Source organism: Chromohalobacter sp. (assembly GCF_039830575.1).
Lineage (GTDB): Bacteria > Pseudomonadota > Gammaproteobacteria > Pseudomonadales > Halomonadaceae > Chromohalobacter > Chromohalobacter israelensis.
Window position 1 is genome coordinate 1 of the sequence record NZ_JBDOOX010000011.1, and the last position, 19,015, is coordinate 19,015.

A 19,015-nucleotide genomic window follows, 5' to 3' on the forward strand; every position below is an offset into this window, starting at 1 on the left:
TGTACAATCACCATATCCCGCAGAAAGCGCTGCATCATCAATCGCCGATCACGGCGATGAAGGAATGGCAGGCCAAGCGGCCTGAGTTATTTACCAAACGGGTGGTTAATCACACGGGACCCGACAAGTGACTGATAAACTTCGCCATAGGCCATTGGCGTGGCATTGCCCCCCATTTCGTCGATCATCTGGACATAAAGGTCGTTGTTCATGACACGTACCTTGAGGCCCTCGACGTCGTCGGGCGTCTCCACCGGGTGGTCAGTGTTGTAGAGGCTGCGTGCCCCGGAACCGAACCAGGACAGAACGATCAGGTTTTTCTCGGCGAGCGCATCGGCGAAGCGCTCGCCGATCTCGCCATCCATGACGCGGTACATGTCGTCCGGACTTCTGAAAATGAAAGGCAGTGACAGGACGTTGGCGGCGGGTACGATTGGCCCCATCGGCCCCATGTTGAAATTGGCGAAATCGAGGGCGCCGCTGCGGGTCTGCTCGATCGCGTCAGGCTGATCGCCCAGCACCGCGTTATGGTATACCTTGGGCTCAACACGCCCCTCTGTCTTTTCAGCGACTTCCTTGGCAAAACTTTCCAGGGCCTTGCCATTTGGATAACTCGGCGGGTGGATGTTCCATCCCCGCCAGCTTTCCGCTTGCGCTGTCGTCGAAATGGAAACACTCAGCAACATACCGAGCATCGCTGCCGCTTTTACACAGCTTGCCATCTTGAGTCTTTTATTGGTCTGCATGACGTGGCTCCTTATGGTTCTATTTCATTTTGTTAAACTGACCATACTCAGTAATTGACGCCCTCCTGGCTTCTCGACACGTAAAAGATCAAAAACCAATGCCTTCTCATAGCGGGCATTACGTAAGCATTATGGTTATAAATCCAGACGTGCCGTTTACGATAATTCGCCGTCTTCAAACTCTCTTCCACATCGAATGCGGTTCAACGCATTTATGTCCTTCATCAAGGATGCACGAGCGTCTGTGTGTTAAACCGGCCACTTGCCCGTTGGGCTAAATAGCCGGCTGTCTCATGACAGCATCAGCTTAGACCCTAGCCTGAATGTTGTCATACATCATACCTGTTATGACGTATAGACATTAGGCTAAGATAACGAAACGCAACGTGAGGGCCGGGTTGCACGGCCGGCCGGCAGCCACAACGCACCGGCGCGTGCTGCAAGCAGCACGCGCCGGTCGGTAACTAGTTTTTAGACGTATCGTGTCCGCCGGTGGTGAGAATGAAGATCGTCGCGTTTAGTCGTAGATACTCTGACTGCGGAGATAATCGTCATAACTGCCGCTGAAATCGACGATATCGTCATCCTTCAGCTCGATGATACGGGTCGCCAAGGAACCGACGAACTCACGGTCATGGCTGACGAAGATCAAGGTGCCGGGATAGTTTTCCAACGCCAGGTTGAGCGCTTCAATCGACTCCATGTCAAGGTGGTTGGTGGGCTCATCCATCACCAGCACGTTAGGCTTCTGCAGCGCCAGCTTACCGAACAGCATCCTCCCCTGTTCGCCTCCGGAGATCACCTTGACCGACTTGCCGATGTCATCGTTGGAGAACAGCATGCGGCCCAGCGCACCGCGTACGGTCTGCTCACCTTCCGTGGTCCACTGCCGCATCCATTCGAAAAGCGTCTCACCGCCTTCGAAATCATCAGCGTGATCCTGGGCGAAGTACCCCACTTCCGCCGCATCGGTCCATTTCACCTCGCCCGCATCCGGCGCCATCGTGCCGACCAGGCAGTTGAGCAATGTCGTCTTGCCAATTCCGTTGGGCCCGATGATAGCGACTCTCTCGCCAGCTTCGACCTGCAAGTCGAAACGTTCGAACAGCACGTTGTCACCCCAGGCCTTGGAGAGCTTCTCCGCGTTCAATGCATGCCGGTGTATCTTTTTGGTCTGCTCGAAGCGAATGAATGGGCTGACTCGCGATGACGGCTTGACCTCATCGAGCTGGATCTTGTCGATCTTGCGCTGGCGTGACGTGGCCTGCTTGGCCTTGGAGGCGTTGGCCGAGAAGCGGCTGACGAACTGCTGCAACTCAGCGATCTCCGCCTTCTTCTTGGCGTTATCGGCATGCAAGCGCTCTCGCGCTTGGGTGGCAGCAGTCATGTACTCATCATAGTTGCCCGGGAAAAGCGTCAGCTCGCCGTAGTCGAGGTCCGCCATATGCGTGCAGACACGATTCAGAAAGTGACGATCATGAGAGATGATGAGCATGGTCGAGCTGCGTGAACGCAGAATCTCCTCCAGCCACCGGATGGTGTTGATATCCAGGTGGTTGGTCGGCTCATCGAGCAGCAACACGTCGGGATCACTGAACAGCGCCTGAGCCAGCAATACGCGCAGCTTCCACCCCGGTGCCACCACGCTCATCGGCTGGGTGTGCTGCACCAGAGGGATGCCGAGGCCGAGCAGCAACTCTCCCGCGCGGGCCTCTGCTGTATAACCATCGAGCTCAGCGTAACGCACCTCAAGGTCGGCGACCTTCATGCCATCTTCCTCGGACATTTCAGTCTGCGAATAGATACGCTCGCGCTCGGCGGCAACCTCCCACAGCTCCGTGTTCCCCATGATCACGGTGTCGATTACACGCTCGCTCTCGAACGCGAACTGATCCTGACTCAGCTTGCCGAGCCGCGTGGTGGCGTCCTTCATTACCTGGCCACTGGTAGGCTCCAGGTCGCCCCCCAGGATCTTCATGAAGGTAGACTTGCCGCAACCATTGGCGCCGATCAGGCCATAGCGGTTGCCCTCTCCGAACTTGACGGAGACATTTTCGAATAGCGGCTTGGCGCCGAATTGCATGGTGATGTTGGCGGTAGAGAGCAAAATCGAGGTTCTCGCGGGAAACGGCGTGAATGAGGCGACGGCGGACCTGGCAGTGCGAGCCCGGCCTGCGTCGAAGCGGCATTGTACGCGCTGGCAACGACCAGCGTCAGCGCCATCCTCCAAGAACACACTCAATCCCCGCGCAAGCGCGCGTACGAGCCCTGCTCCTTGTTCGTGCAAAGATCAGCACAATTCAAGTCAGGCGTATCGGGAAACATCAGCGCACTAGAGCGGGACGCTTGGGATCGAACTCCCATCCCGGGATCAGGTATTGCATCGCCATGGCGTCATTGCGCTGCGTCACGTCGAGACGCTTGTATGTCTCGTGCGCCTCCATGAGCTTATCGTCGTCCAGCTCGATGCCTAGACCCGGGGTCTTCGGCACGGTCAGCTTGCCGTCCCGAATCTGGAACGGCTCCCTGGTGATGCGCTGACCGTCCTGCCAGATCCAGTGGGTGTCGATGGCGGTGATCTCGCCCGGGCAGGCCGCGGCCACGTGGGTCATCATCGCCAGCGAAATGTCGAAGTGGTTGTTGCTGTGCGAGCCCCAGGTCATGCCCCACTCGTGGCACAGCTCACCCACCGCCACGGCGCCCTGCATGGTCCAGAAGTGGCAGTCCGCCAGGGGAATGTCCACCGAGTTGAGCTGCACGGCGTACTGCAGCTGCTTGTAATCGGTGGCGATCATGTTGGTGGCGGTAGGCAGCCCGGTGCGCTTCTTGAATTCCGCCATGGTCTCGCGACCGGAGAAACCGCCCTCCTGACCGCAAGGGTCCTCGGCATAGCTCAGCAGGTGCTTGATCGGCTCCAGCACACGCACGGCCTCGTCCAGCTTCCATGCGCCGTTGGGGTCCAGGGTCAGGCGCGCCTCGGGGAAGGCCTCGTGCAGCGCACGGATGCAATCGGCCTCTTCCTCGCCACGCAGCACGCCGCCCTTGAGCTTGAAGTCCTTGAAGCCATAGCGATCATAGGCGGCCCGGGCCAGGTTGGCGACGGCCTCGGGCGTCATGGCCTCGCGGTAGCGCACCTCGTCCCAGGCATCGACCGGGTCGGCCACGCGAGGATACGGCAGGTCGGTCTTGTCCGGGTCGCCGAGCAGGAACAGGTAGCCCAGGGCCTCGACCTCGTCGCGCTGGCGGCCGTACTGGCCCAGCAGGTCGGCCACCGGCATGCCCAGCGCCTGACCGAAGAGATCGAACAGCGCCGACTCGATGGCGGTGATGACGTGCACGGCCACGCGCAGATCGAAGGTCTGGCGCCCCCGCTCCTCCGGGCCGCCCTGAGCCAGCAGCCCTCGGGCCCGACTGAGCACCTGCTTGACCTCGTTGACCCGCGCGCCTTCCACCAGGCTGCGGCACTTCTCCAGGCCGTTCAGGATGCCTTCGCTGGAGGGAATCTCGCCGACGCCGCGGTTGCCGGACTCATCCTCCAGCACCAGTACGCAGCGGATGAACCAGGGCGCATGACCGCCGCTCAGGTTGAGCAGGAAACCGTCTTCGCCGGCGACCGGCACGACGTTCATCTTGGTGATCTTGGGAAACATGGCATTGCCTCTTGTAACGGTCGAAAGAACGAAGAAGGGTCAGGTCACCGGCGCCGGGTTGAAGAGCACCAGGTCGTTGTAAAGGCCGAGCCGGTCGGCGGCGACCCGCTGGCGGCCACTGGCCACCTCGAGGATCAGCTGGAAGAGCTCCCAGCCCATCTCCTTGATGGACGCCTCGCCGGTGGCGATGCGTCCCGCGTCGAGGTCGATCAGATCATGCCAGCGCTTTCCCAGGGTGGAGTTGCTGGAGACCTTGATGACCGGCGTCATCGGCAGGTTGTAGGGCGTGCCGCGGCCGGTGGTGAAGACCTGCAGGTTCATGCCGGCGGCGGCCTGCAGGGTGCCGCAGATGAAGTCGCTGGCCGGAGTGGCGGCGAAGGTCAGGCCACGCTTGCGCAGTCGCTCACCCGGGCCGATGACATCAACGATCGGCGAGTTGCCGGACTTGATCACCGAGCCCAGCGCTTTTTCGACGATGTTGGAGAGACCGCCCTTCTTGTTGCCGGGGGAGGTATTGGCGCTGCGATCCGCCTGGCCCTGAGAGAGATAGTCGTCGTACCAGGCCATCTGGTCGATCAGCGCCTGGCCGACCGAGCGATCTACAGCCCGCGGCGTCAGCAGGTGGATGGCATCGCGCACCTCGGTGACCTCGGAGAACATCACGCTGCCGCCGGCGCGCACGATCAGGTCGGTGGCAAAGCCCACCGCCGGATTGGCGGTGAGCCCGGAGAAAGCATCACTGCCGCCGCATTGCATGCCCACCACCAGATCGGCCACCGGACAGGTCTCGCGGCGTCGGCGGTCGAGACGCTCGAGGTGGCGCTCGGCCATGGCCATGATGCCGTCGATCATCTCGCCGAAGCCCTCGAAGGACTCATCCTGCAGGCTCAGCACGTTGGCCTCGGGATCGGCCGCCTTGGTGTTCTCGAAGATCCTCACCGGGCGATCCTCGACCAGGGTCGAGGGCTGCAACTTCTCGCAACCCAGCCCGATGATCATCACCTCGTCACCGAAGTTGGGATTCCGGGCCAGGTTCCTGAGCGTGCGAATGGGCACCACCGCGGCCGGCGCATTGATCGCCACGCCGCAACCATAGCTGTGGTTGAGCCCTACCACATCGTCGACGTTAGGGAAGCGCGGCAGCAGCTCGCGCTTGATGCGCTGGACCACGTGATCGACGGTACCCGCCACGCACTGCACGCTGGTGGTGATGCCGAGCACGTTCTTGGTGCCGACGCTGCCATCGGCGTTGCGGAAGCCCTCGAAGGTATAGCCCTCCAGCGATTCGGCCGGTGGCGCCGGGCGAGTCGCCAGCGGGAGATCCTCCAGCGCAGGCGGCATAGGCATGTGCAGGTTGGTCTCGTTGACGTGACCGCCCTGTGGGATGGCCGTGACGGCCGTGCCGATGACTTCGCCGTAGCGGATCACCTGGTCGCCCTCGGCCAGCGCCACCAATGCCACCTTGTGCCCCTGAGGAATCCTCGCCTGCAGCTCGATGCCATCATCGAGGCGCTCGCCGGCGGCCAGGCCGCCCTGGCCGACGACCACGGCGACGTTGTCACGCGGGTGGATGCGAATCACCCGAGGAGCCGATGTCGAGTGCGTCATGACCAAGCCTCGCGGTTGTGCGAATGACGGGAGTTCATGAGGAAGCCTCCAGGCGACGCTTGGCCCGGCTCTTCAGGCTCATCGTCACCGAGAAGGCTACCGAGGCGGCGATCAGCCCCCAGAGCACCACGGCGATGGGGCTCTTGGTGAAGAAGATCGAGTAGGTGCCGAAGGACTCCAGGCTCTTCACGAAGTAGACCTCCGCCTGTCCGCCGAGGATGAAGCCGATGATCAGCGGCGCGACCTCGAGCCCCACCTTCTGGATCAGGTAGCCCAGCACGCCGAAGATCAGCAGCGTCCAGACGTCGAACATGATGCCGTAATTGATCGCGTAGGCGCCGACCACGCACATCATCACGATGATCGGATAGAGGATGTATTTGGGTACCAGCACCACCTTGGCGATGTGCTTGATGGCGTAGAACATCAGGAAGAACATCACGACGTTCGCGAACACCAGGGCGATCATCATCAAGTACCAGGTATCGGCATTTTCTGGAATGAACAGCGGGCCGACCTGGATGCCCTGCAGGGTGAAGGCACCGATCAGGATCGCGGTGGTGGAATCGCCGGGGATGCCGAGCGACAGCAGCGGGATCAACGCGCCGCCGGTCAGGGCGTTGTTGGCAGACTCCGAGGCCATCAGCCCCTGGGGCGCGCCCTTGCCCATCTCGCTGGAATCACGGGACAGGTTCTTCTCCTGGGTGTAGGCCAATACCGAGGCAGCGCTCCCACCGACGCCCGGCAACATGCCGACGAAGGTGCCGATGAAGGACGAGCGCACCAGGTTGGTCAGCCGGCCCTTGAAGATGCCGAAGGAGAAGCCGCCGCCCTTGCCGAACTCGATGTTCTTGCCGGCCAGGCCGCTCTTCACGCCTTCTTCGGCCTCGAGCAGTATGGTAGCGATGCCGAAGATACCGATCAGTACAGGCAGCAGGGAGAACCCCTCGAACAGGTAGGGCTCGAGGAAATCGAACATCAGACGAGTGTGGCCGTTGCCGCCGTCCGAGATACTGTAGGTGCCGATCAGGCTCAGCCAGATACCCAGCACGCCGCTGAAGATGCCCACCAGCATGTTGCGGGACATGGAGGCGATGACGGTCAACGCCAGCAGGATGATCAGGAACTTCTCTACATAGGAAAACTTGATCGAGAATTCGGCCAGAACCGGCGCGAACAGGAACAGCACGATGGCGCTGATGAGGCCACCGATCAGCGACGCCACCACGCAGACCCTCAAGGCGCGTTCGCCCTCGCCCTTCTGAGCCATGGGGAAGCCGTCGAAGGTGGTGGTGATCGAGGATGGCGTACCGGGAATGTTGAGCAACACCGCCGGCACCATGCCGCCGGAGATGCCTCCCACGTAGAGGCCCAGCAGCAGCGCCAGGCCATGATTGAGGCCGAGCGCGTAGGTCAGCGGCAGACACACCGCCACGGCCATGGTAGCGGTCATCCCGGGGATGGCCCCGAAGATGATCCCGACCAGGGCCCCCAGGGCCGCCAGCAGGAAGAAGGTGATATCGAGTAACGACAGGATATCGAGCATGGAAACGTCTCCGCTACGGCAAGGTGATCTGGAACAGCTTGGCGAGAATGAACCACGCCAGGCTCGGCGCCACGAGCGCGTTGATGGCGGCCGTGATGACCTTGCGCTTGGTCCTGGTGTGCATGTACATCAGCGACATCAGGAAAAGGAAGGCCATCGACACGAACAGGAAGCCGTAGCCCGTGTAAGGAAAGAAGTTGCCGACCACCGACATCAGGTAGAAGTAGGCGACGATCAGTGCCAGGGTTCCGAAGAAACGGAACTTGTCCATGGACTCGCCCAGAATCGGCAACGTCCGCTCCCCTCGCCTGACAGCGACGAGAAAGGGCGCCACGTTGAACACCAGAATCAGGGCGAAGAGGCCGCCCATCAGCCAGTGAATGATATGGGGAAAGAACAGATGGGAGGTCTCGAAATCGATCGAGACGCTCAACAGGGATGACAGTCCTGATTCCATGGCGGCTCCGGTGAAGGCTCTCGCAAGGAGCCCTTTCGATCATTATGGGGACAAGCAATAGCCGCGAGCGCCGGCGGGTCTCCCCGCCAGCGATACCGCCTTACTGGATGTTGGTAATGATGTCCTCGTAGACGGACATCTTGCTTTCCAGGTAGTCGGCGGCTTCATCGGACGGCTTGAAGTTGGGAATGAAGAAAGCGTTCTTCTGAGTCTCCTGGATCTCGCCCTCGGCATAGATCTCGGCGAGCGCCTGGTCGATCTGGTTGACGATGGCCTGGTCCATGTCCTTGTTGTAGAGGAAGAAGAACTCTTTATCGAAGGTGAAGTTGTCATCGCCCATGGTGACATTCACGTTAGGCTCGACGTACTGCAGCAACTGCTCGCGAGTGGTCTGCCCCAGCCCGTCTTCCGGCGCCTGCTCGATGGTGCTGTTGCGTGCCGTGAGCCACAGGAAGCGCATGGCCTTCTGATCGTCTTCCGGCAGGCGGGTGTATTGCTCGTTGGCCTGCACGGTGCCGTTGATCAGGTCGGCCTGGTCGTCGAAGAGTTGCTGATTCTTGTCGGCCTGGGAACCCGTGTTGACGGCCACCAGGTTCTCCTCCATCCCCGGATGCTCGATGGCGATGGCATTCTTCAGGGCACTGAAGCCGATCTCCGACACGCCGCCCGGCTGGATGGCCACGCGTACCTCCTCGCCGTTGCCGACCGCCTCGATCACGTCGTCCAGGGTCTGATAGGGCGAGTCCTTGGGCACCAGATAGGCGTTACCGGGGTTGATGGCGACGGTCGGCCCGATGGTGTACTTCTCGAAGATGTTCTCATACCCCTCCACGCCATACAGGTACCCGAGGTAGGACTGATCGTGGAAGATCATCAGGGTGTTGCCGCGCGGATCGCGATCCAGGAAGCGGAAGGCCGAGCTCGCCCCCACGGCGTCCACCTTCATGTTGATATCGAGGTGCTCGGCCAGGGCATCGGCGACGATGCTGGAGTTCTGATAGGTATCGCCCCCGGTGGACGTCGAACCGATCACCACGCGGACGTTGCCACGCAGCGGGCCGTCGGCGGCCAGGGCCGCCGCACTGCCGAAGGCCATGCCGGCCATCAGCGCGGAGGTTCCGAGTGTCTTGTAGATGCTGGGCATGCTCATGAAAATTCACCTCTTCGCTGTCGTTGTTGAGAGTGGGTGAAGGTGGGCTGTCAGTAGCCCTTGGCGATCTCGATCAGACGTTCCAGACGAGCCCGCTCATCCGCATTCGGCATCTCCAGCGGTACGCGAACGCTGCCGGCGGGACGCCCAATGATCTCGGTGCCGGCCTTGATGAGGCTGACGGCGTAGCCCTTTTTACGATCACGCAGATCGACGAAGGGAATGAAAAACTCGTTGGTGATTTTCTTGACCGTGGCGCTGTCTCCCGCGCGCAGTGCGCGGTAGAACGTGAGTGCCATGTCCGGCACGAAGTTGAAGACAGCGGAAGAGTAGGTGTTGACGCCAATGGAGAGGTAGGCCTCGGCGAAAATCTCGGCGGTCGGCACGCCACCGACGTAAACCAGTCGATCGCCGACGGTCTTGACGATCTTGTTGAGCAATTGCATATCGCCCTTGCCATCTTTCAATCCGATCAAGTTCGGGCACTGATCGGCGAGCTGCTGGACCGCCGGCGCCTCGAGAACACCATTGCCACGGTTGTAATAGATCACGTTAATCGTGGTGCTGTCGCAGATCTGGCGGGCGTACTCGACCAGCCCCTCCTGCGGGCACTCGGTCAGATAGGGTGGCATCAGCAGAACGCCATCCGCGCCGGCCTCTTCCGCCGCGCGCGCGAATGCCTTGCCGCTCTCCACGCTCAACCCGGCGCTGGCAATGATGGGCACACGCCCGCCGATCACATCGACCGCCGTGCGCACGACGTCGCCGAACTCCTCGAGCGAGAGGTTGAAGAACTCCCCCGTGCCGCCCGCAACGAAGACCGCGGAGACATCATGACTCACGAACCACTCGAGTCGCTTGCGATAGCTCGCGGCATCGAATCGTCCAGCGGCATCGAAATCGGTCACCGGGAAGGAAAGCAGGCCATCGCCAATCGCCGCGACCGTTTGTTCTTTGGAAAAATGCACCGTCATGTCCCTCGCAGCTGTCTTGTTGAGCGTGATGACATGAAGTCATCATGTCATACATCATACAACTGCAAGATAAGCACAGCCGCGTTGTCACACAACCTCGACATTGGTCGATCCCACCAAGGTCTTAATGACGGGAGTGATGCCCGCCATGACACATGCATGGCGGTATCAGGGGCGTTATGCCTGGGTCCCCTCGACGACCTCGAATTGCTCGAGCCCGCCGCCTTCGCCGAATGCCTCCGAGGGCATGGGGTCGGCATGTGCCTGCTTGAAATCGTCGCTGCCCACCCAGGCGCGGAAGGCCTCCTGGCTGTCCCACTCGGTTTCGACGAGATAGGGCGCCTGGTTGCCTTGTGGGCGCAAAACGCGCATGGCGCGGAATCCCGGCTGACGGTCGACCTGACTCGCCCGGCGCTGAAAGCGGCGTTCGAATTCCGCCTCGTAGCCGGGATTGACGTAAACGCGATTGATGACGACGAACGGCATGTGGGTCTCCTTGGGTGGGTATCGCCTATGAGGACAGGTCACGGGGCGACTGCCACTGGCGCAGCGTGGCACAGCCCGCCGCCCACACCTCGGCCTCCAGTGCCGCCACGCTCGCCGTCGGCATCGGCTGAGAAGCGCGCACGTCGCCTTCGACCAGACGACCGACCAGGGCGCCGACCAGCGGCATGTGACTCACCAGCAGGCACGGCGTCTGCGGGACTTGCTGCTGGAGCCAGTCGATCACCGGCTCGAGCGGCTCATCGGGCGTGATGATCGGCAGAGTATCGACGCTCAGGCCCAACGGCGCCGCGACCAATCGTGCGGTCTGCTGCGCACGCCGGTACGGGCTGGCGACGATACGCAGCGCATGCCGTACGTCATCGGTCAGCACCTCGCTCAGCCAGGCGCCCATCGCGCGCGCTTCCTGCTCGCCATGCTCGGTAAGTGACCGCTCGCTGTCGGGCGTGCCCGGCGCTGCCTCGCCATGCCGCATGATATACAGAATCGACATGTTCAAGTCTCCTCGGCGCCGGGTTCCAGCCTGCGCGCTTCGAATACGTCCTGACGGGAAAGAATGAACTCCACGTCGCTGCTTTGTTCCTGCTGCATCAGCATCTGTGCCATCTGGCGCGCCGGCACGCCGTTGAACAGCACCTGATAAAGCCCTTCGGCCAGCGGCATGTAGATATGCTCGCGACGCGCCTTCTCGCGGACCAGGCTCACGGTGTTGACGCCCTCCGCCACCTGGCCCAGGGCCGTGACGGCTTCTTCCAGGGTCTTGTCCTCGCCCAGCGCGAAACCGACGCGATAATTGCGCGAGAGCTTCGATGAGCAGGTCACGATGAGGTCGCCCACGCCGGCCAGACCGATGAACGTCAGCGGGTTGGCGCCGAGCGCCACCGCGAATCGACTCATCTCCGCCAGCGCCCGCGTCATCAGCATGCTGCGCGTGTTCTCGCCCATGCCGAGCGCTGCCGCCATGCCCGCGGCGATGGCATAGATGTTCTTCAACGCCCCGCCGAGTTCGACACCGTAGCGGTCATTACTGGCGTATACCCGGAAATAATCGCAACCGAGCGCCGACTGCACCCGGGCGCGGGTCAAGGGGTCGTCGCTGGCGATGACCGTGGCCGTCAGATGCTTCTGGGCGATCTCCGAGGCCAGGTTGGGCCCCGAGAGCACCCCGATGTGCGGAAAGCCGGTTTCTTCCTCGAGGATCTGGCTCATCAGCTTGAAGCCGTCTTCCTGAATCCCCTTGGTGGTGCTGACCAGGATTTGCGTCGGCTTTAGCCAGGGCAATGCCTGACGCACGACCGTCAGAAAGGCACTCGACGGAATCGCGATGAACACCAGTTCGGCGTCGCGGAGCACCTCTCGCATATCGTCGGACGCGACGACCGCAGGATTGATCGCGTAGTCCGGCAAGTAGCGGGCGTTGCGATGCTCGCGATTGATCTGCTCGATCAACGCCGGATCACGCAACCACTGGTTCACGCGGGCCCCATTGTCGGCGGCAATGCTGGCAATCGCGGTGCCGAAGCTCCCCCCGCCGAGCACGGCGACTTTAGGTCGTTCGTCGGTCATCAAGATTTCCTAGTGGCCTGCGAAATGACGCCATTGTAGCGAACCTGACGTGTCACGCACGCCCGATCATCGATGACATTGACGTGCCGCCGGCGCATGACGGAAACATGCCCCGCCCTTCGGCTCCCCTCAAACGACGACACCGCCCGAAGGCGGTGTCGTCGTGTCGCAGTACGGCCTTTCTGCGGGCCGCTCAGTCGACCATCGGCAGCAAGGCATCGATGCTCGACTTGGCGTCGCCGTACAGCATGCGCGTGTTCTCCTTGAAGAACAGCGGGTTCTCGATGCCCGAGTAGCCCGTGCCCTGGCCACGCTTGCAGACGAAGACGTTCTTGGCTTCCCAGACCTTGAGCACCGGCATGCCGGCGATGGGGCTGTTGGGATCCTCCTCGGCGGCCGGATTGACGATATCGTTGGAGCCGATGACGATCACCACGTCGGTTTCCGCGAAGTCGTCGTTGATCTCGTCCATTTCCAGCACGATATCGTAAGGCACCTTGGCCTCGGCCAGCAGAACGTTCATGTGACCGGGCAGACGACCCGCCACGGGATGAATCCCGAAGCGCACCGTCTTGCCGGCGGCGCGCAACTTGCGCGTCAACTCGCTGACCGCATTCTGGGCCTGTGCCACCGCCATGCCGTAACCGGGCACGATGATCACGCTATCAGCCTCGTTGAGCGCACTGGCCACGCCGCCGGTATCGATGGCGACCTGTTCGCCCTCGATCTCCGCGGCCGGCCCTTTGCTGCCGCCGAAGCCACCCAGGATCACGTTGACGAAGTTGCGGTTCATCGCCTTGCACATGATGTAGGAGAGGATGGCACCGGAAGAGCCCACCAGGGCCCCGGTGACGATCAGCAGGTCATTGGACAGCGTGAAGCCGATGGCCGCCGCCGCCCAGCCGGAGTAGCTGTTGAGCATCGAGACCACTACCGGCATGTCGGCGCCGCCGATGCCCATGATCAGGTGATAGCCGATGAAGAAGGCCAGCAGCGCCAATAGCAGCAGCGTCCAGAAGCCCGCACCGTTGAGGTAGGCGATCGCCAGCAACAGCGACACGATGGCCGCCGCGGCATTCAGCAGATGACCGCCAGGCAACTGACGCGGCTTGCCATCCACCTTGCCCGCCAGCTTGCCGAAGGCAATCACCGAGCCGGTGAAGGTCACCGCACCGATGAAGACCCCCAGCACCACCTCGACCTGCAGGAAGGTCAGCTCGGCCGGCGTCTTCTCGGCCACCAGCGCGGCGAAGGCCGAAAACCGCTCGCTGACGTCCCCGGCGAGTTGCGCGGCCATCACCCGGCGACGTTCCAGGTCGGCATTGAAGCCGATGAACACCGCTGCGAGACCGACGAAGCTGTGCAATGCCGCCACGAGCTGGGGCATCTCGGTCATGTCGACCTTCTTGGCCAGGTAGACGCCGATCCCGGCGCCGATCACCATCATCGGGATCATCCACCAGTAACCGCCGACATTGGGGCCGAACATGGTGAAGACCACCGCCAGCCCCATCCCCACGATGCCGTACCAGACGGCACGCTTGGCTTTTTCCTGATTGCTCAACCCCCCCAGCGAAAGGATGAACAACACACTTGCCGCCACCGCTGCGGCGGACACCAATCCTTGACTCAACATCGTCTTTTCTCCGCCGCGTTAGGATTTCTGGAACATGGCGAGCATTCGGCGCGTGACCAAGAAGCCCCCCACGATATTGATGGTGGCAATCAGCACCGAAATGCCTGCCAACAGCCCCACCAGGAAGCTTCCCGAACCGACCTGCAGCACCGCCCCCAGCACGATGATGCCCGAGATGGCGTTGGTCACCGCCATCAGCGGCGTGTGAAGCGAATGGCTGACATTCCAGATCACCTGGAAACCGACGAAGCAGGCCAGCACGAAGACGATGAAGTGCTGCATGAACGAAGCCGGCGCGACCAGCCCCAACAGCCCCATCACCGCCCCGCCGGCGACGAGCATCCCCACCTGACGCTTGGTCTGGGCGAGAAAAGCGGCATGCTCGGCGGCCTTCTTCTCCTCGGGCGTCGGCTCCTTGGGTTTCTCCTTCGGCGCCGACTGGCCGATCGCCTTGACCTTGGGCGGCGGTGGCGGAAAGGTGATCTCGCCTTGATGCGTCACCGTGGCACCGCGAATCACATCGTCTTCCATGTCGTGAACGATCACGCCATCCTTTTCCGGCGTCAGATCGGTCAACATGTGACGAATGTTGGTGGCATAGAGCAGCGAGGCCTGCGTCGCCATGCGCGAGGGGAAATCGGTATACCCGACCACGATCACGCCGTTGTCGGTCACGATGCGCTGATCGGGCACGGTGAGATCGCAGTTGCCGCCCTTCTCCGCCGCCAGGTCGACGATCACCGAGCCCGGCTTCATGGCATGGACCATGTCCTCGAGCCACAGCTTGGGCGCCGGCTTGCCGGGAATCAGCGCCGTGGTGATGACGATATCCACCTCGGGCGCCTGCTCGCGGAACAGTGCCAGCTGCTTCTCGCGGAACTCGGGGCTGGAAGGCGCCGCATAGCCACCGGTGCCGGAGCCATCCTGACTATCCTCGAAATCGAGAAACAGGAACTCGGCCCCCATCGATTCGATCTGCTCGGCGACCTCCGGCCGCACGTCGAAGGCGCGTACCACCGCGCCCAGGCTGGTCGCCGTGCCGATCGCGGCCAGCCCCGCGACGCCCGCGCCCACGACCAGCACCTTGGCCGGCGGCACCTTGCCGGCCGCCGTGACCTGACCGGTGAAGAAGCGTCCGAACTGGTTGCCTGCCTCGATCACCGCGCGATAGCCGGCGATGTTGGCGGTGCTCGACAGCGCATCCATCTTCTGGGCCCGCGAGATACGCGGCACCATGTCCATGGCAATGACCGTGGCGCCGGTCGCCTTGCAGCGCTCGAGCAGCGCCTCGTTCTGCGCCGGCCAGAAAAACGCGGTCAGGGTCTGTCCCTCGCGCAGGTAGCCGACTTCCTCTTCGCTGGGCTCGCGAACCTTGATGACCACCTCGGCGGTGGACCATAACGCATCGGCCCCCTCGACGATCTCGACGCCCGCGTCACGATAGGCGGCATCATCGAAGCCCGCGGCAAGGCCGGCTCCGGATTCGATGACACACGTATGCCCGAGTTTTTGAATGTGCTGGGCACTCTCCGGCGTCAGGGCGACGCGAGCCTCGCCCTGGGCGCGCTCTTTCGGCGCTCCGATCTTCATGACGCATCTCCCGTTTCACGATGGGATGGATACCTGGTGACTTTCATCCTTGACTCCTTGCTCGTTGCACGGGGGGTCCCATGAACGCTTGGCTAATATCGCGGGTCACTTTTCACCCGGCGAACTCTCGCGAACACGCCCGGTCATAAGTGACTCATTTCAAAAGCAGGGTCCCATGTGTTTAAGGAAAAACATCTTGAAAATCAACAATACAGTCAAAAAACTCCATCATAATCATTGTGTTATGGATGGCATAACGCAACTCTTATGCTACGAAAAAGATCATAACCCTCTGTTTTTGAATAAAAATAGACACCACTACCCAACCTCGCCATTTTCTTATGGCAATCATAAACGATGCATTATTTTCGCGCTTTCTTAGTTAAGAGCGTCGCGTGCTCGGCGACGCTCTTCGGTCTCTTTTCTGTCATCGTCAGCAGGTCCGATGCACGTCACGCACACTCGAAATCTCGGCGCCTTGCCGTTCGAGCAACGCGAGTCCCAGCCCATGCATCGTCGACGCTTCCCATCGGGTACCGTCAAGCGCGAGCAACGCCTGGTCGGCGCAGGCATCGGCAACGACAGTGACATCGAACCCCAGTGTCAGCGCGTGACGCGTCAGGGTCATGATCGCGCCCGTCGTGGTGACACCGGCCACCACCAAGTGCGCGACCCCGTGACGACGCAGCCAGGTGTCCAGATCGGTATCCACGAAAGGATCGTCGACATGCGTGGTGACCACTCGCTCACCCGGCAGCGGTGTGGCGCAGGGCAGGAAATCGGCCTCGGGACGGCCGGCACGGCAGGAGGCATCGGCCTTGCGGGAGAAATGCCGGACATGCACGATGCAGCCCTCGCCGCCTCGCCACTCCTTCAGCAGCAGCGTCAGCGACTCGGTCGGCCCGGCCGTGCCCAGGGGCGTCAGGAGGCCCGCATGGACCTGTTGCATGGCCACCACGAGCAGTGCGCTCGGCGCGGAGCGCCCCTCGTGCGGATGAAGCGACAGTACCTGACAGCGTGGTGGCGCCATGATGATCCCCCCGGGCGAGTGACTCGCCTTGAGTATGGTTCAACATGGCGCCTGAGGCGGAGGAAAGCGTGACGGAACGCGCCGATGCGTCCGGGCCCCGCCTAGGACGAGCAGGAAAGACAGATCACCGAGGCCTGAGGGGGCGGCGCGGCTGCCCAGCGCTCCATGCCGGGGCGCGCGGTGAAAGGGTCGGCGAGCAAGCGGCGAAATTCCACCAGCGGTGCCTCATCTCCCGCTTCCGCCGCCTCGATGACCTGCTGCGCCAGATGCGTGCGCAGCACGTAGAGCGGGTTGACCGCCTGCATGGCGTCACGGCGCGACGCGGCATCGCGCTCCTCTTCCTGAAGGCGCTCGTGATAGCGCGACAGCCAGGCCGACAAGCCTTCGACCGGCACCTCCTGGCGTAGCCACTCGCCGTCATCGACGGCCCATTCGCCCAGCGCACGAAAGGCACGGTGATAATCCGCCCCGGCCTCGGCCAACAGCGTCAGCCAGTCCTGCACCAATTGCGCGTCCCCCTCGACGACGCTTTCGAGCCCCAGGCGCGCACGCATCAAGCGCGCGTATTCTTGCTGCAGCGCCGGCTCGTACTCCGTCAGCCGGTCACGCAGGGCATCCGGCTCGGCCAACGGAGTCAAGGATTGGCCCAGCACCGAGAGGTTCCACAGCCCGACGCCGGGCTGCTGATCGAAGGCATAGCGACCATTGGCATCGGTATGATTGGGGACCAGCCTAGGGTCGTAGGCATCCATGAACGCATAGGGACCATAATCAAGCGTCAGCCCCAGTATCGACATGTTGTCGGTATTCATCACCGCGTGCACGAACCCGTAGGCCTGCCAGGCCGCGATCAGGCGGGCAGTGCGTGCCACGACATCGCCGAACAGGGCCTCCGCCGGCGACTCGCTCGCTGCCAGGGCCGGCCGGTGGCGCTCGATGACATGATCGACGAGACGCCGCATGTCATCGTGACGACGCGACTGATAGAGCCACTCGAAGTGTCCGAAACGCACGTGACTGGGGGCCAGACGCAGCAAGGTCGCGCCGGGCTCGACGCGTTCCCGCTGGACCTTCTCGTCGTTGGTCGCCAGCGCCAGCGCCAGCGTCGTGGGAACGCCCAGCCCCGCCATGGCTTCGCCGGCCAGGTACTCGCGTACCGATGAGCGCAGCACGGCGCGGCCGTCGCCGAAGCGCGAGTACGGCGTTTGCCCTGCTCCCTTGAGGTGCAGGTCCCAGTATCCGTCGGCGGTCTGCGCCTCGCCCATCAGCAGGCCACGTCCGTCCCCCAGTGCCGGATTGTAGACGCCGAACTGATGCCCGGTGTACTTCTGGGCCAGCGGCGCCATGCCCGGCAGGACGGTTTCGCCCCCCATGAGCTGGCGCAGCGTCTCGCGCGCCGGAGCATCGTCATCGAAACAGGCGGGATCGAGGCCCAGCGCACGACAGCCCCGTGGGCTGATATCCAGCAGTCGCGTGTTTTTCCAGGTCGCAGGACTGACCCGAGTGAAGAAATCCTCGGGCAGGCGCGCCCAGGCGTTATCGAAACGCAGCGAATCGAGCGTCATGGTGACCTCGCGAAGGGGCATATGGACTCACTTTACACGCCTGGCAGCGATGGATAAAAGCATGGAGTCCCGACGAAAAACGCCGCCCGAAGGCGGCGCGTGACAGGGCGAAGGCAAGGGCTCAGGCCGGGCTGCCATCGTCGCTGCTGTGCTGACGGATCAAGTCGCCGTTGGTGCGCAACAACGCCAGCAGGACATCGAAGTAGTCGTCGCTGACGGAGTAGTTGTCCAGCGTATGGATCAACGACTCGGCCGCGACCGGCTCCCCGTTGGCAGTCAGCGCGGCACGCTTCTGGCGTAGCGACAGATAGGCGCGATGGGTGTTCAGGTTGTGCAGGTAGTGCGCCACGCTTTCCTGAACGCTGTCGAAGCGTTGATAGCGACGACTGCTTCCTTTCTGCGCCAGGCCGCACCCTTCGCTGAAGCAGCGCAGACCGAACAGGTTGTTGCCCTGGCGGGCAAAGCGCGATGTCCCCCAGCCCGACTCCTCCACGGCCTGAATGACGACCATTTCCAGTGGCAGGGTGTCGACGCGCGACAACAGGTATTCGAAGGTGTTGGGCGTGCCGCATTCGATGCCGTAATCCGCGCACAGCCGTTGAAGGTGCTCGCGGTCGGCCGCGCTGAGCGAGGCCTGACGCTCTCGCGCCTCGAGCAGCCAGTCGCGCTGGGCCTGAATCTTGGCGTTCTCAGCTTCGACCAGAGGCACCAGCAGTTCCAGGAACGCCGCCTTGCGCTCAGGCCCCGCGGGGTGCTGGCGCAGATCCGGTAGTTGCTCGACGGGATCGAGCGCCGGGGTATCGACGCTGCTTTCCAGGGTTCGCACCTCGCCCGATGCCGGCTCGGCATGAGCCTGCATCGGCGATGGCGCCACACTCGTTCCCAGCACGCCGAGTAGCGCGAGCGCCAAGAGTGAGCGTCGTTGTCGAGCGGAACAGGAACGCGGGGCCGGCGAGCGTGACGATGAAAGACGCGGAAAGAACAAGTTGTGTC

The 19,015-nt window shown here is 62.4% G+C and carries 16 protein-coding genes and 1 pseudogene; 1 reads left to right on the forward strand and 16 read right to left on the reverse strand.

Annotation, left to right across the window (positions count from 1 at the left end; all coding sequences use genetic code 11):
• Nucleotides 1-131: pseudogene (locus ABGX75_RS09415) on the forward strand (IS481 family transposase); the annotation flags it as partial.
• On the opposite strand, the gene dctP reads toward ABGX75_RS09415, so the two are convergent.
• From dctP to ABGX75_RS09495, 16 genes are all read right to left on the reverse strand, one after another.
• Nucleotides 87-746 carry a TRAP transporter substrate-binding protein DctP gene (gene dctP / locus ABGX75_RS09420; RefSeq protein WP_347410997.1) on the reverse strand — a complete coding sequence of 220 codons (660 nt, stop codon included), beginning with the start codon at nt 744-746 and terminating at the stop codon, nt 87-89. The pseudogene ABGX75_RS09415 and the gene dctP sit on opposite strands and share 45 nt — an antisense overlap.
• Before the next feature lie 517 nt (nt 747-1,263).
• The gene (locus ABGX75_RS09425; RefSeq protein ID WP_035415162.1) at nt 1,264-2,853 is read right to left on the reverse strand and encodes an ABC-F family ATPase; all 1,590 of its coding nucleotides are present in this window, start codon (nt 2,851-2,853) and stop codon (nt 1,264-1,266) included.
• 217 nt (nt 2,854-3,070) lie between these two features.
• Nucleotides 3,071-4,396, reverse strand: a complete 1,326-nt coding sequence (locus ABGX75_RS09430; RefSeq protein ID WP_035415161.1) for an enolase C-terminal domain-like protein — start codon at nt 4,394-4,396, stop codon at nt 3,071-3,073.
• A 39-nt stretch (nt 4,397-4,435) separates the two neighbouring features.
• A complete protein-coding gene (gene garD / locus ABGX75_RS09435) occupies nt 4,436-6,004 on the reverse strand; it encodes a galactarate dehydratase (protein ID WP_035415160.1) in 1,569 nt (522 codons plus the stop codon).
• 34 nt (nt 6,005-6,038) lie between these two features.
• A complete protein-coding gene (locus ABGX75_RS09440) occupies nt 6,039-7,550 on the reverse strand; it encodes a tripartite tricarboxylate transporter permease (RefSeq protein ID WP_035415157.1) in 1,512 nt (503 codons plus the stop codon).
• A gap of 13 nt (nt 7,551-7,563) precedes the next feature.
• Nucleotides 7,564-8,007, reverse strand: a complete 444-nt coding sequence (locus ABGX75_RS09445; RefSeq protein ID WP_035415154.1) for a tripartite tricarboxylate transporter TctB family protein — start codon at nt 8,005-8,007, stop codon at nt 7,564-7,566.
• A gap of 100 nt (nt 8,008-8,107) precedes the next feature.
• Nucleotides 8,108-9,157 carry an ABC transporter substrate-binding protein gene (locus tag ABGX75_RS09450; protein ID WP_347410996.1) on the reverse strand — a complete coding sequence of 350 codons (1,050 nt, stop codon included), beginning with the start codon at nt 9,155-9,157 and terminating at the stop codon, nt 8,108-8,110.
• Between the two features lie 50 nt (nt 9,158-9,207).
• Complete coding sequence (gene kdgD, locus ABGX75_RS09455) at nt 9,208-10,125, reverse strand: 5-dehydro-4-deoxyglucarate dehydratase (protein WP_347410995.1); 918 nt, start codon at nt 10,123-10,125, stop codon at nt 9,208-9,210.
• 183 nt (nt 10,126-10,308) lie between these two features.
• Nucleotides 10,309-10,617 (reverse strand): antibiotic biosynthesis monooxygenase, encoded by a 309-nt coding sequence (locus tag ABGX75_RS09460; RefSeq protein WP_011507781.1) that lies wholly within the window; start codon nt 10,615-10,617, stop codon nt 10,309-10,311.
• Between the two features lie 25 nt (nt 10,618-10,642).
• Nucleotides 10,643-11,128, reverse strand: coding sequence for a phosphohistidine phosphatase SixA (sixA, locus tag ABGX75_RS09465; RefSeq protein WP_347410994.1), 486 nt, complete (start codon nt 11,126-11,128; stop codon nt 10,643-10,645).
• A 2-nt stretch (nt 11,129-11,130) separates the two neighbouring features.
• A complete protein-coding gene (locus ABGX75_RS09470; protein WP_035415148.1) occupies nt 11,131-12,201 on the reverse strand; it encodes an NAD(P)H-dependent glycerol-3-phosphate dehydrogenase in 1,071 nt (356 codons plus the stop codon).
• Nucleotides 12,202-12,394: 193 nt separating this feature from the next.
• The gene (locus ABGX75_RS09475; protein ID WP_110061712.1) at nt 12,395-13,837 is read right to left on the reverse strand and encodes an NAD(P)(+) transhydrogenase (Re/Si-specific) subunit beta; all 1,443 of its coding nucleotides are present in this window, start codon (nt 13,835-13,837) and stop codon (nt 12,395-12,397) included.
• 18 nt (nt 13,838-13,855) lie between these two features.
• The gene (locus ABGX75_RS09480) at nt 13,856-15,427 is read right to left on the reverse strand and encodes a Re/Si-specific NAD(P)(+) transhydrogenase subunit alpha (protein WP_347410993.1); all 1,572 of its coding nucleotides are present in this window, start codon (nt 15,425-15,427) and stop codon (nt 13,856-13,858) included.
• A gap of 433 nt (nt 15,428-15,860) precedes the next feature.
• Entirely contained in the window at nt 15,861-16,457 is a 597-nt protein-coding gene (locus ABGX75_RS09485) for an isochorismatase family protein (RefSeq protein WP_110061711.1), read from the reverse strand.
• Between the two features lie 101 nt (nt 16,458-16,558).
• On the reverse strand, nt 16,559-18,022 hold the full coding sequence (locus ABGX75_RS09490; protein WP_043559549.1) for a protein adenylyltransferase SelO: 1,464 nt from the start codon (nt 18,020-18,022) through the stop codon (nt 16,559-16,561).
• 121 nt (nt 18,023-18,143) lie between these two features.
• Nucleotides 18,144-18,932 carry a protein bax gene (locus tag ABGX75_RS09495; RefSeq protein ID WP_240673375.1) on the reverse strand — a complete coding sequence of 263 codons (789 nt, stop codon included), beginning with the start codon at nt 18,930-18,932 and terminating at the stop codon, nt 18,144-18,146.
• Nucleotides 18,933-19,015 lie beyond the last annotated feature (83 nt).

Coding starts and splice junctions, on each gene's coding strand:
- dctP (WP_347410997.1), bottom strand. CDS start 746: ATGCAGACCAATAAAAGACTCAAGATGGCAAGCTGTGTAAAAGCGGCA.
- ABGX75_RS09430 (WP_035415161.1), bottom strand. CDS start 4,396: ATGTTTCCCAAGATCACCAAGATGAACGTCGTGCCGGTCGCCGGCGAA.
- garD (WP_035415160.1), bottom strand. CDS start 6,004: ATGACGCACTCGACATCGGCTCCTCGGGTGATTCGCATCCACCCGCGT.
- ABGX75_RS09440 (WP_035415157.1), bottom strand. CDS start 7,550: ATGCTCGATATCCTGTCGTTACTCGATATCACCTTCTTCCTGCTGGCG.
- ABGX75_RS09445 (WP_035415154.1), bottom strand. CDS start 8,007: ATGGAATCAGGACTGTCATCCCTGTTGAGCGTCTCGATCGATTTCGAG.
- ABGX75_RS09450 (WP_347410996.1), bottom strand. CDS start 9,157: ATGAGCATGCCCAGCATCTACAAGACACTCGGAACCTCCGCGCTGATG.
- ABGX75_RS09460 (WP_011507781.1), bottom strand. CDS start 10,617: ATGCCGTTCGTCGTCATCAATCGCGTTTACGTCAATCCCGGCTACGAG.
- sixA (WP_347410994.1), bottom strand. CDS start 11,128: ATGTCGATTCTGTATATCATGCGGCATGGCGAGGCAGCGCCGGGCACG.
- ABGX75_RS09470 (WP_035415148.1), bottom strand. CDS start 12,201: ATGACCGACGAACGACCTAAAGTCGCCGTGCTCGGCGGGGGGAGCTTC.
- ABGX75_RS09475 (WP_110061712.1), bottom strand. CDS start 13,837: ATGTTGAGTCAAGGATTGGTGTCCGCCGCAGCGGTGGCGGCAAGTGTG.
- ABGX75_RS09480 (WP_347410993.1), bottom strand. CDS start 15,427: ATGAAGATCGGAGCGCCGAAAGAGCGCGCCCAGGGCGAGGCTCGCGTC.
- ABGX75_RS09485 (WP_110061711.1), bottom strand. CDS start 16,457: ATGGCGCCACCACGCTGTCAGGTACTGTCGCTTCATCCGCACGAGGGG.
- ABGX75_RS09490 (WP_043559549.1), bottom strand. CDS start 18,022: ATGACGCTCGATTCGCTGCGTTTCGATAACGCCTGGGCGCGCCTGCCC.